Consider the following 12,727-nt stretch of genomic DNA (forward strand, 5'->3'; position numbering starts at 1 on the left):
GGGACCAAGGTGTCGCAGGTTCGAATCCTGTCTTCCCGATTGATGTTACAAGAGTAAGAACACTAGTTGTTCTTTTTTTATTTATTATAAATCTTTTTCACTGTGTCAACTGCTGTAGAATGGTGAAAAAATTTCAATTTGAAAGAGTTTAATCGGGTCCTCTCCTTTTTGATATTTTAGCAGTGGATAAAACAACTTTTTGAATTATGGACTCTATTTTTGTCGTATTATTATTAACTCTTGAATAGTCATTAACTGTATTAGGAACACAAAGTTTTAGTAAGAAATAAAATATATCACCGATTCAATCATAATGGGTTGAATCGGTGATTTTTATATAAGGAAAAAATATGTATCTTGTTAAATACTCGTTTTAGTATGAAAGGAATTATATACTTTAGTTTTAATTATAGTCTTACCAAAGAATCTCGCATAAATGTTTTGTCTCAATTGTTGACTTTGGGAATTGTTCAATCAAGAGAGGAAGCACAAAACCTCATTCGACAATCAGAATTACTGAAAAGTTATGCAGTAGAAGATTTGGATAATGTCGAAACTAGTATACAGTTTTTCAAGTCATTAGTAGAGAAGGGGGAGTAAATGTTAAAGAATATTCCTAAAATTATTAGCCCAGAGCTAGTTAAGTATCTAATGGAGATGGGACATGGAGATGAGCTAGTCATAGCTGATGCTAATTTCCCAGCTCACAGGATCGGACAACGCATTGTTCGTTGTGATGGTCATGGAGTTCCTGTGATCTTGGATGCTATTTTGCAACTACTACCTCTCGATACATACAGTGACTATCAAGCAGGCCTTATGCAGGTTGTACCAGGAGATCCAACGATTCCAGTTATTTGGGATGAATATAAAACCTTACTAGGCAAGTATCATACAGGTGCATCTATCAAAGAGTTTGAACGTTTTGAATTTTACGATCAGGCAGAGAAAGCTTATTTAGTGATTCAAACTGGAGAAAGTGCTCTTTATGGAAATATTATCCTGAAAAAAGGCGTTTTGTAAAAAAATAAGGGGGATGTGGGGCTTCCCACTCCCTTCCTTTGCGATTTGTTTGTTAAAAAAATCACAAATATTTGAAAATACAGAAAATATATTATATAATTAACCTAAATATATAGCGTGAAAAGCGCAAGGAGGATAAAATATGGCAACATTTTACGTTCCAGCAGTTAACCTTATTGGTAAAGGTGTGGTAAATGAAGTTGGGCCTTATGTTAAGGAGTTGGGTTATAGTAAGGCTCTTTTGGTGACAGATAAATTTATTGAATCAAGTGATATCTTGCCAAAAATTTTAAAACCTTTAGATGATGAAGGAATTGCTTACGTTATCTTTAGTGATGTTGAACCTAACCCTACTTGTAAAAATGTTATGGATGGGGTTGCTGCATTGAAAGAGCACAACTGTGACTTTATCATCTCTGTCGGTGGTGGCTCTCCACAGGATGCGGCTAGCTGTATTTCTGTAATCGCGACTAATGGCGGTAAACCGCAGGATTATGAAGGTTTGCATAAATCTGCTCAAAAAGGCCTTCCTGTTGTCGCTATTAATACTACTGCAGGTACATCAGCAGAAATTACCATTAACTACGTGATCACTGATGAAGAACGTAAGGTTAAAATGGTAATGGTGGATAAAAACAGTCTTGCCCTTATCTCTGTTAATGACCCTGAATTGATGGTTTCAAAACCTCAAGCTTTGACTGCGGCTACTGGTATGGATGCTCTTACTCACGCCGTTGAAGCTTTGGTAACACCAGGTGCTTATGATGTGACTAAGAAACTTTCTATCGGAGCTATCGAGCTAATCAAAGAATATCTTCCACGTGCGGTAGAAAATGGACACGACATCGAAGCTCGTGAAGGTATGGTTAATGCTATCTTCCTTGGCGGAATGAGCTTTAACAATGCTGGACTCGGCTATGTTCACTCAATGGCTCACCAATTGGGTGCTGTCTATAACTTACCTCATGGCGTGTGCTGTGCTATGCTTTTGCCAGTCGTTGAGCGTGAAAATGCCAAACGTGTACCTGTAGCCTTCCGTAATGTTGCTAAGGCCTTGGGAATGCAAATTGAAGGAAAATCAGATGAAGAATGTGCTGCTTATGCTATTTCTGAAATTGAAAAACTTTCTGAAACTGTCGGTATTCCTAAGAAGTTGACAGAACTTGGTATCGAAGAAAAAGACTTTGACTTTGAATATCTTTCTAAGAATGCCTTGATTGATGCTTGTGCTCCAGGTAATCCATTCATGCCAACTTTGGAAGAAACCATTGCTTTCTATAAGGAATTGTTCTAAGCAAACCTATTTTAGAGCTTTTGTGGGATAGTAAATTTAAGATTCTTACATTACTGAATTCCTCCCGATTATTCAAATAATGTATGAGGAAATCAAATACTATTCCTATGATTTAAAGCCAATAATATTTAAGAAGAACTATCCTCGTGATAGTTCTTTTTTTGAAAATTTGATATGCTAGAACTATGAAGAAAATCAAAATTGATGTTGTAGTTGTCCCTTTAAGTGGTCATTTGTATCCAACTATGAATTTATTACTACCTCTATTAGACAATCCTCAGTATGAGATACGTTTATTTACAGGTCCACAGAAAAAAGCTGTTGCTGAGTCTGCTGGTTTTAATGTAGTTACCATACTAGAAGATCATATTGAGGAATTTGAAAAGGCAGCAAATAATGATGAGCAATTAGGAATTTTATCGGCTTATCATCAACTTTCTGCAAGTATTGATTTAATTAATCTTGTTTCAGATCAATTATTGGTAGAGTGGCAGAAAAATCGACCTGATATTGTTATCGCTGATTTTATAACTTTGTCTGGTGGCCTTGTAGCTGATCAGCTTGGTATTCCTTGGATCACTACCATGGCTACACAATTTGTTTTAGAGACTACTGACGGCCCGCCCTGTTTAATTGGTGGGATGGGGAGTCCCAAGAATGCCTGGCAGGCTGCGGTACAATTTTTAGGTAGAAAGGGAACTCGGTTAGTGAAACGGATTGTGTCTTTTTCGTTTCGTGATCGTTTAAAGAGATATAATTTTAGACTCTATAATCAGCTGGACCAAGAGACTATTTATTCTCCATATTCAATCCTTGGTATAGGGATGAAAGAAGTAGAGTTAAAAAAAGGATTCCCAAAACACTATAAATGGGTGGGACCTTCAGGTGCTTCAGTAGAGGCTGGAGAGGATTATCCATTAGATTTGTCGGCTTTCCCTAATCGAAAGAAGGTTTTGGTAACTTGTGGGACGCAACTAGCTTGGGCTAAAGATAATCTAATCTATCAAACAAAGCAACTAGCTAAAGCACATCCTGATTTTCACTTTTTTGTGACACGTGGAGTTGGTGGAGAACCTTTTCAGTGTGAGAATCTGATGGAGAATCTGTCCGTTGTTTCTTATCTTCCTTACAAAGAATACATCCCTCAGATGGATTATGTGATTCATCATGGTGGAGCTGGAATTTTTTATCAGTGTATCATTTATGGTAAACCGGCTTTGATTTTGCCTCATGACTACGACCAATTTGATTATGCCGTTCGTGGTGTGGAAGCGGGTGTTGCACTGACTGCTAATAAAGAGGATACGAGAGCTATTGGCTTAGCCTTTGAGAAATTAATTGCTAAAGAAGATTGGTCAGAATTAGAAATTTTACGCCAGGCTGCACAATCCTATCATCCAACAGAAATTTTGGAAAGCGAAATCCACCGTCTGTTAGCAGATAAGGAGAAAGAATGATGAAAAAAGTATTAGTTACGGGAGCCACTGGTTTCTTGGGTAAATATGTAGTAGAAGAATTAGTCGAGCATGGCTATCTGGTTCGAGCTTTTGGTAGAAACAGTAAGGTTGGTCGCTCTTTAGAGAATTCTTCGGTTAGTTTTTTTCAGGGAGATCTGACCAAAGCTGAGGATGTGCTAGAGGCTTGCAAGGGGATGGATCTGGTCGTACATGCGGGTGCCCTTTCAACAGTTTGGGGCCCCTGGGAAGATTTTTATCAGGCCAATGTTTTAGGAACTAAATATGTTCTCGAAGCTTGTCGTCAAGCTGGGATTCAGCGTTTAGTCTATGTATCCTCACCAAGTATATATGCTGCCCCTAAGGATCAGCTAGCTATCAAAGAAAGTGATGCTCCAGAGGAAAATAATCTCAATAACTATATACGTAGTAAATTGGCTTCGGAGAGACTCTTTAAGGATTATCCAGATGTTCCTAGTATTATCTTGAGGCCTCGGGGACTGTTTGGGATTGGAGATACCAGCATCTTGCCACGCGTGATCAATCTTAGTCAAAAAATTGGTATTCCTTTAATTGGAGATGGGCGTCAGCTCATGGACATGACTTGCGTAGAAAATGTTGTTCTCGCAATTCGTTTAGCCTTAGAAGCTCCAGAAGCTAAAGGGGAGGTTTATAACATTACTAATGGTGAACCGAGGGCTTTTAGGGATTTGCTAGAGGAAAGTTTGAAAGGTTTGGGTTACCCAATCAAATATAGAAAAATTCCAGCAGCTCTCTTATCAGGAATTGCAAGTAGTTTAGAATTTCTATACAAGACCTTGAACCTTAAAGGGGAGCCGCCTCTAACACGATATACCTATTACTTGCTTCGCTATAGTCAAACACTGGATATTAGCAAGGCTAAGAGGGAATTGGGGTATCGTCCGAAAATTAGTATTTCAGAAGGAATTGAACAATATGTCCAAGATTATCGAAAGCATTGAGTATTTCCCAGCGGGATATTGTACGAGTTATGCCGGTTTGCTTTTTAAGGGTGTCAAGAATAGAAAGATGACTTTCCCGGCAGGTGTCTTTTTGATCAAACATAGGGATAAGGGCTATGTACTTTATGATACTGGCTATCACTACGATATTAAGACAAAACTAAGATATGCTTTATATCGCTTGGGGACGCCCGTTCAAATGACAGAGCAGGATCAGATTTCGCATTTGCTGAAGGCTAATGGAATTAAACCAGAAGAAATTAATTATGTCCTGCTGTCTCATCTACATCCTGATCATTTGGGAGGGGCTAGCTTCTTTCCGAATGCAAACTTTATCCTAACCCAGGAAGTGTATGATGTTTACAAGAAACCAAAACTAAAAGATTTAATTTTTAAAGAATTTTTGCCGAGTGACTTCGAGGAAAGATTGACAGTCATCAAGGCAGATCAGCAAAATTCCAACTTCAATTATCGTTCCACCAAGGATCTTTTTGGAGACGGAAGTATCCTGGTAGCTTCTATTGATGGGCATGCTAAGGGCCAAGCCTGTCTCTTTATGCCAGATTATCGTCTCTTTATTGCAGCAGACCTTTGTTGGGGAATTGACCTCTTACCTTATACGAAACAGATGCATCTGATTCCTTCCTTGGTTCAAGATAGTAAGGCTGACTATATCAAAGGAACAGAGTTGCTGGAAGAGGTGTTAAATGATGGTATAGAAGCGCTTGTCAGCCATGACCCTGTAGAAAGGATTGAGCGGATTTTGTATGAAAAAAATAACCTTTCTTAAAACTTTTATCCAGACTCGTTGGCTTCATAATTTTAAGTCTCGAGAAGCCTTAGAAAGCTATCAGAAAAAGCAACTAGATGCCTATATGGACTTTCTAAAACGTGAATCACCTTATTTTAAAAATGGTGTGCCTCACGACTTTGACCATATGGATAAAGTTTTTATGATGACACATTTCAATGAGCTCAATACTCAAGGAGTGGATCGAGATGAGGCCTTGGCTTTGGCTATCGAAAGTGAAAAGACCAGGAATTTTACAGAGCTCAAGGGAGAAATAGCTGTTGGGTTGTCTTCTGGGACATCTGGACACCGGGGACTCTTTATCACAACTGAAAAAGAGAGAAGTATGTGGGCAGCAGCTATCTTGGCAAAGATGTTGCCTAAAGGTCACCTTTTTGGGCACCGCATAACCTTTTTCCTCAGAGCGGATAATGAATTGTATCAGACTATCAATACGGCGCTCATTCGTTTAGAGTACTTTGATATTTTCAAGAATACAGATGAGCATATCGAGCGTCTCAACAATTATCAACCGACCATCGTGGTGGCGCCTGCTTCTATGTTGATTGAATTGAGCAAGCGTCTAAAAGCTAGGGAGTTAGTCATTCACCCACAAAAAATCGTTTCGGTGGCTGAAATCTTGGAAGATAGTGATAAAGAACGAATTTCGAGCGCTTTTGAGTTGCCGATTATTGACCAAGTCTACCAGGCAACGGAAGGTTTTCTAGCTTGTACTTGTTCGGCTGGGAATCTGCATCTTAACGAAGACATCATCTTTGTGGAAAAACACTATTTGGATGACCGACGTTTTTATCCAGTCATTACTGATTTTAAGCGGAGCAGTCAGCCTGTTTATCGCTATCAGCTCAACGATATCTTGGTTGAAAATCCTGAACCTTGTTTATGTGGGTCTCATTATACAAGGATTGACAAGGTTGAAGGGCGTTCTGATGATATCTTCTATTTTGATGGGCAAGATGGAGGTCAGGTAACGATTTATCCTGACTTTATCAGACGTTGCATTCTTTTTGTGGAGAATGTCGGAGATTACCAAGTCAAACAACATTCTGAGGAGTTAGTGGAGGTTTGTCTGAGTCGAAGGGACGAGCAATTGGAAACAGCAATTACAGAGCAGTTCCAACTCCTGGCTAAACAAAAAGAGTTTAAAGAACCTGAAATTCGATTTTCAGATTATCACTGGGATACAAGTCGTAAACTCAAACGTATCCAACGTTTATGAAAGGACAAAAGATTATGACAGAAGTAAAAAGACATGTAGAAATTGCAGGCTATGGAGTTTACCTTCCAAAAAATACAGTGCAATTTAAAGACCAAACGCGTTACCGTGTCGTAGAAAATGAAGAAACACAGCTAGATTTGGCAGAAGCGGCTATCCAAGCTGCACTTGAAAATGCAAATTTAAATATTAAAGATATTGATTGCCTTGTATCAGCTAGTGCGGTTGGTGTTCAACCTATTCCATGTACGGCAGCTTTGATCCATGAGCGCGTGGCAAAAGGACTCTCTATTCCAGCCATGGATATCAATACGACTTGTACAAGTTTTATTTCAGCTCTATCAACGATGTCACATTTGATTGAAGCAGGAGAATATCGTCGTGTCTTAATTGTTTCCAGTGAAGTCGGTAGCTTGGGGCTCAATCCAAAGCAAAAAGAAAGTTATGAACTCTTTGGTGATGGGGCCGCAGCCTTTATTTTCCAAGCAAGTGACAAGGATAAGGGAGTGATAGCAAGCCTTCAACGCACTTGGTCGGAGGGAGCCCACGATACTGAAATCCGTGGAGGTCTGACTTCTTATCAACCAAAAGAGTACTCTGAAGAAACGAAGACCAATTTCATGTTTGATATGAAAGGGAAGAAAATCCTCTTGCTTTCTGCTCGTGTCATTCCAAAAATGTTCCAAGAATTCCAAGAGAAATCTGGTATTTCTAAAGATGCTGTAGACTATATTATTCCACACCAAGCTAGTCGGGCATTACCACTTGTCATGGATAAATTAGGAGTTAGCAAAGACAAGTATCTCAATATTGTCAGTGAGTATGGGAATATGGTTTCCGTTGCGGTACCTTTTGGCTTGGCCTATGCACTCGATCATGGCTATGTGAAGGAAGGAGATACTATCTTCTTGATGGGAACTGCAGCTGGTATGACGGTTAATATGTTGGCATTAAAATTGTAATATAAGAGCAGGCATGTATGTGGCCTGCTTTTTATTGTTCACCTCAGTTGGAGAACTATCGGCCTAAACAGAAAAGACTTGCTAAGTTCTTCTAAACTAAGTATACTAGAAGGTAACAAGCGTTTTCAGATGTTAAATTAGGGAGTAGACTTAGAAATTGAGGGGGAGTTATGGGAACTAGAAAATTGCGACTATTGATGTCCAAGTATGGTTTTAGCATTGCGATTATCCTTATAGAATTAGTTCTTGTTTTCGGAATTATTCTTTACATGAGCCAGATTGCTCCGATTATTTGGGTGACTCTTGTATTTTTGATTAGCGTAGCAACCGTTATAGCGATTGTCAATCGTTCGATGTCGCCTGAAAGCAAAGTGACTTGGTTGATTGTGACCTTTGTACCAGTGTTTGGTCCCTTACTTTATATCATGTTTGGTGAGCGTCGGTTATCAAAAAAGGAATTCAAACAACTGCAGGAACTTCGCTCTATTGCATCTCATGAAAAGCGAGAGCATAGTCTTCATCAGATCTTACAAGAAACTGATAAATCTGCCTACGGTATTATCAATGCCTTGCTACATATGGATAGTAATGCAGAGGTTTATGACTATACAGACTCACAATTCTTTGCTAATGGAGAAGAAATGTGGCAACAGATGCTCGAGGATTTGAAGAGGGCTGAAAAATTTATTTTTCTAGAATACTACATTGTCGACGAAGGTTTGATGTGGGATAGTATGCTTGAAATTCTTGAAGAAAAAGCTGCTCAGGGAGTTGAGGTCAAGATGCTCTACGATGATATTGGTTGTATGGTGACCTTACCTGGGGATTATACCGTTCATTTGCGTTCTAAAGGGATTGATGCTCATAAGTTTAATAAGGTGATTCCTCGTATGACAGTGGCCTACAATAACCGTGACCACCGTAAGATTTTGGTCATTGATGGGCAGATTGCCTATACTGGCGGGATTAATCTTGCAGACGAATATATCAATCAGATTGAACGTTTTGGACACTGGAAAGATAGTGGGATTCGGATAGATGGTCCGGCGACTCAAGCCTTTACCAGACTATTTCTCATGAACTGGTACATCAACCGTGGAGAAATTAGTGACTTTGATCAATATCATTTGGAAAATCAGACACGACCAGGTGGTGGTCTTTGTATCCCGTATGGAAGTGGCCCTAAGCCTATCTATAAAATGAAGGTGGGTAAAATCGTCTATCAAAATCTGATTAATCAAGCGGAAGATTTTGTCTATATCACCACGCCTTATCTCATTATCGATTATGATTTGACAGAGGATATAAAAAATGCGGCCATGCGAGGCGTAGATGTGAGAATTATAACTCCATTTATCCCAGATAAAAAGCTCATCCAGTTAGTAACTAGAGGGTCTTATCCTGATCTTTTATCTGCTGGTGTACGTATCTATGAGTATACTCCTGGTTTTATCCATAGTAAGCAAATGATTGTTGATGATCGATTTGCGGTTGTTGGAACCATAAACCTTGATTATCGCAGCTTGGTTCACCACTATGAAAATGCAGTTTTATTGTATGAAACACCGTCCATTGCAACTATTCGCAATGATTTTGAAGAAATTTTTGAAGAGTCGCAAGAAATTTTTACTGGAACAATCAAGCCTACTTGGTATCAAACATTAATCAAGGAAGTGACCCAGTTGTTTGCGCCAATGCTTTAAGTGGAAGAATTAATTGAGAATAGATGATTAGAGGAGAGGTTGGGACAAAAATCCTAGCCTCTCAATTTTCTTTGGATTGTCGAGCAAGACGCAGTGGTTGAGTGGGCTCTCCTACGCTGATTTCATCAGCTTTTACAGCCCTACTCAACTGTGCGGAGGTGGGACGACGAAATCGAATTCTAACGAATTACCGATTTCTGTCCCACTCTCTTTTCTGTAAGCAGTTTCCTTGACATCTTGTTTGTTTTGCGTTATCATATGTCCATATAATATATGGGAGTCTGTGTACAGTCTGAGAGGAAGTGTTAAACTTCGACCGCACCTGATCTGGGTAATGCCAGCGTAGGGAACGATACTTAGCCTAATTTTGCACCTTTTTCATATATGAAAGAGGTTTTTCTTTTGTCATAAAGAAAAACTGTACATTAAAAGGAGGTTTGAATGAAAGCAAGCATTGCTTTACAAGTCCTGCCCCTGTCACAGGGGATTGACCGCATAGCTGTAATTGATAAGGTCATTGCTTATCTGCAAGCTCAAGGAGTGACCATGGTGGTGACACCATTTGAAACAGTTTTAGAGGGAGAATTTGATGAACTTATGCGCATTCTCAAAGAAGCGCTTGAAGTGGCAGGACAAAAGGCAGACAATGTTTTTGCCAATGTGAAAATAAATGTAGGAGAGATTTTAAGTATTGATGAGAAACTTGAAAAGTATGATGAGACGTCATATTAGCTTATTAGGCTTTTTAGGAGTCTTATCCTTCTGGCAGGTGGCGGGATTCTTAAAACTCCTACCAAAGTTTATCCTGCCGACACCTCTTGAAATCCTCCAGTCTTTTGTTCGTGACAGAGAATTTCTTTGGTACCATAGCTGGGCAACCTTGAGAGTAGCCTTACTAGGTTTGGTACTGGGTGTCTTGATAGCCTGTATCATGGCTGTCCTTATGGATAGTCTGAGTTGGCTCAATGACTTGATTTACCCCATGATGGTGGTTGTCCAGACCATCCCGACCATTGCCATAGCCCCTATCCTAGTTTTATGGTTGGGTTATGGGATTTTGCCCAAGATTGTCTTGATTATCTTGACGACAACCTTCCCTATCATCGTCAGTATTTTAGATGGTTTTAGGCATTGTGACAAGGATATGCTGACCTTGTTTAGTCTGATGCGAGCCAATCCTTGGCAAATCCTGTGGCATTTTAAAATCCCGGTCAGCCTGCCTTACTTTTATGCAGGACTAAGGGTTAGCGTCTCCTACGCCTTTATCACAACAGTGGTATCTGAGTGGTTGGGAGGCTTTGAAGGACTAGGTGTCTACATGATTCAGTCCAAGAAACTGTTTCAGTATGATACCATGTTCGCGATTATTATTCTGGTATCACTGATCAGTCTTCTGGGTATGAAACTAGTCGATATCAGTGAAAAATATGTGATTAAATGGAAACGTACTTAAAATAGAGTGTTTTGGAAAAAGAAAAGAGGAAATAAAAATGAAGAAAACATGGAAAGTGTTTTTAACGATTGTAACAGCTCTTCTAGCTGTCGTGCTAGTGGCTTGCGGCCAAGGAACTGCTTCTAAGGACAATAAAGAAGCAGAACTCAAAAAAATTGACTTTATCCTGGATTGGACACCCAATACCAACCACACAGGGCTTTATGTTGCCAAGGAAAAAGGTTATTTCAAAGAAGCTGGAGTGGATGTTGATTTGAAATTGCCACCAGAAGAAAGTTCGTCAGACTTGGTTATCAATGGCAAGGCGCCATTTGCTATCTATTTCCAAGACTACATGGCTAAGAAATTGGAAAAAGGGGCAGGAATTACTGCCGTTGCAGCAATCGTTGAGCATAATACATCAGGGATCATCTCTCGTAAATCCGATAATGTAACTAGTCCTAAAGACTTGGTTGGGAAGAAATATGGAACCTGGAATGACCCAACAGAACTTGCTATGTTGAAAACCTTGGTAGAATCTCAAGGTGGAGACTTTGACAAGGTTGAAAAAGTACCAAACAACGATTCAAACTCGATCACTCCGATTGCCAATGGCGTTTTTGATGCTGCCTGGATTTACTACGGTTGGGATGGACTCCTTGCCAAATCTCAAGGTGTGGATGCCAACTTTATGTATTTGAAAGACTACGTCAAAGAGTTTGACTACTATTCACCAGTTATCATCGCAAACAATGATTATTTGAAAGATAATAAGGAAGAAGCTCGTAAAGTCATTCAAGCTATTAAAAAAGGTTACCAATACGCTATGGAGCACCCAGAAGAAGCTGCAGATATCCTCATCAAGAATGCCCCAGAACTCAAAGATAAGCGTGATTTTGTCATCGAATCTCAAAAATACTTGTCAAAAGAATATGCAAGCGACAAGGAAAAATGGGGACAATTTGATGCGGACCGCTGGAATGCCTTCTACAAATGGGATAAGGAAAATGGAATCCTCAAGGAAGACTTGACTGATAAAGGTTTCACTAACGAATTTGTAAAATAATGACAGAAATTAGACTAGAACATGTAAGCTATGCCTACGATAATGAAAAGATTTTAGAGGATATTAATCTACAAGTGACTTCAGGTGAAGTGGTTTCTATCCTAGGCCCTAGTGGTGTAGGAAAGACCACACTCTTTAACCTGATTGCAGGGATTTTGGAAGTCCAGTCAGGTAGAATTGTGCTTGATGGGGAGGAAAATCCCAAGGGGCGCGTGAGCTATATGCTACAAAAGGATCTGCTCTTGGAACACAAGACGGTACTTGGCAATATCATTTTGCCCCTTTTGATTCAAAAAGTGGATAAGGCAGAAGCTGTTGCGAAAGCAGATGAAATCCTTGCTACCTTTCAGTTGACGGCGATACGGGACAAGTATCCTCATGAGCTTAGTGGTGGGATGCGTCAGCGTGTTGCTTTACTTCGTACCTATCTTTTTGGACATAAGCTCTTTCTTCTAGATGAGGCCTTTAGTGCCTTGGATGAGATGACTAAGATGGAGCTCCACGCCTGGTATTTGGAGATTCATAAACAGCTAGGCCTGACGACACTCATCATTACGCATAGTATCGAGGAGGCCCTTAATCTTAGTGACCGTATCTATATCTTGAAAAATAGGCCTGGGCAGATTGTTTCTGAAGTCAAACTCGACTGGTCTGAAACCGAAGACAAGGAAGTTCAAAAAATTGCTTATAAACGCCAAATTTTAGCGAAATTGGGATTAAATAATTAGAAAGACAGGGAGTTGGTGAGGATTGTTCATTACCAGCCCCTTTTTCTTTAAAAAA

The 12,727-nt window shown here is 39.6% G+C and carries 12 protein-coding genes; all 12 read left to right on the forward strand.

Annotated elements, in window-relative coordinates:
- Nucleotides 1-600: 600 nt before the first annotated feature.
- The 12 genes from AB2B50_RS08810 to AB2B50_RS08865 all read left to right on the forward strand — a co-directional run bounded on the left by AB2B50_RS08810 (nucleotide 601) and on the right by AB2B50_RS08865 (nucleotide 12,672).
- Nucleotides 601-1,023, forward strand: coding sequence for an RbsD/FucU family protein (locus tag AB2B50_RS08810; RefSeq protein ID WP_320693093.1), 423 nt, complete (start codon nucleotides 601-603; stop codon nucleotides 1,021-1,023).
- A 142-nt stretch (nucleotides 1,024-1,165) separates the two neighbouring features.
- A complete protein-coding gene (locus AB2B50_RS08815) occupies nucleotides 1,166-2,317 on the forward strand; it encodes an iron-containing alcohol dehydrogenase (protein WP_045762786.1) in 1,152 nt (383 codons plus the stop codon).
- Between the two features lie 185 nt (nucleotides 2,318-2,502).
- Nucleotides 2,503-3,774 (forward strand): glycosyltransferase, encoded by a 1,272-nt coding sequence (locus tag AB2B50_RS08820; protein WP_320693092.1) that lies wholly within the window; start codon nucleotides 2,503-2,505, stop codon nucleotides 3,772-3,774.
- Nucleotides 3,774-4,754, forward strand: a complete 981-nt coding sequence (locus AB2B50_RS08825; RefSeq protein ID WP_320693091.1) for an NAD-dependent epimerase/dehydratase family protein — start codon at nucleotides 3,774-3,776, stop codon at nucleotides 4,752-4,754. Before AB2B50_RS08820 ends, AB2B50_RS08825 begins: the two co-directional genes overlap by 1 nt.
- Nucleotides 4,729-5,544: an MBL fold metallo-hydrolase gene (locus tag AB2B50_RS08830; RefSeq protein WP_320693090.1), complete on the forward strand. Its 816-nt coding sequence runs from the start codon at nucleotides 4,729-4,731 to the stop codon at nucleotides 5,542-5,544. The genes AB2B50_RS08825 and AB2B50_RS08830 overlap by 26 nt, the downstream gene beginning before the upstream one ends.
- Nucleotides 5,522-6,784, forward strand: a complete 1,263-nt coding sequence (locus AB2B50_RS08835) for a F390 synthetase-related protein (protein ID WP_320693089.1) — start codon at nucleotides 5,522-5,524, stop codon at nucleotides 6,782-6,784. Before AB2B50_RS08830 ends, AB2B50_RS08835 begins: the two co-directional genes overlap by 23 nt.
- Nucleotides 6,785-6,798: 14 nt before the next feature.
- Nucleotides 6,799-7,743 (forward strand): 3-oxoacyl-[acyl-carrier-protein] synthase III C-terminal domain-containing protein, encoded by a 945-nt coding sequence (locus AB2B50_RS08840; protein ID WP_320693088.1) that lies wholly within the window; start codon nucleotides 6,799-6,801, stop codon nucleotides 7,741-7,743.
- 170 nt (nucleotides 7,744-7,913) lie between these two features.
- Nucleotides 7,914-9,446 carry a cardiolipin synthase gene (gene cls, locus AB2B50_RS08845; protein ID WP_320693087.1) on the forward strand — a complete coding sequence of 511 codons (1,533 nt, stop codon included), beginning with the start codon at nucleotides 7,914-7,916 and terminating at the stop codon, nucleotides 9,444-9,446.
- A gap of 441 nt (nucleotides 9,447-9,887) precedes the next feature.
- Nucleotides 9,888-10,178 carry a thiamine-binding protein gene (locus AB2B50_RS08850; protein WP_320693086.1) on the forward strand — a complete coding sequence of 97 codons (291 nt, stop codon included), beginning with the start codon at nucleotides 9,888-9,890 and terminating at the stop codon, nucleotides 10,176-10,178.
- Nucleotides 10,141-10,899: an ABC transporter permease gene (locus tag AB2B50_RS08855; RefSeq protein WP_320693085.1), complete on the forward strand. Its 759-nt coding sequence runs from the start codon at nucleotides 10,141-10,143 to the stop codon at nucleotides 10,897-10,899. Before AB2B50_RS08850 ends, AB2B50_RS08855 begins: the two co-directional genes overlap by 38 nt.
- A gap of 37 nt (nucleotides 10,900-10,936) precedes the next feature.
- Nucleotides 10,937-11,944, forward strand: coding sequence for an ABC transporter substrate-binding protein (locus AB2B50_RS08860; protein ID WP_320693084.1), 1,008 nt, complete (start codon nucleotides 10,937-10,939; stop codon nucleotides 11,942-11,944).
- Nucleotides 11,944-12,672 carry an ABC transporter ATP-binding protein gene (locus tag AB2B50_RS08865; RefSeq protein ID WP_320693083.1) on the forward strand — a complete coding sequence of 243 codons (729 nt, stop codon included), beginning with the start codon at nucleotides 11,944-11,946 and terminating at the stop codon, nucleotides 12,670-12,672. The genes AB2B50_RS08860 and AB2B50_RS08865 overlap by 1 nt, the downstream gene beginning before the upstream one ends.
- The last annotated feature ends 55 nt before the right edge of the window (nucleotides 12,673-12,727 follow it).

It is taken from the genome of Streptococcus fermentans (assembly GCF_040888305.1).
Taxonomy (GTDB): domain Bacteria; phylum Bacillota; class Bacilli; order Lactobacillales; family Streptococcaceae; genus Streptococcus; species Streptococcus fermentans.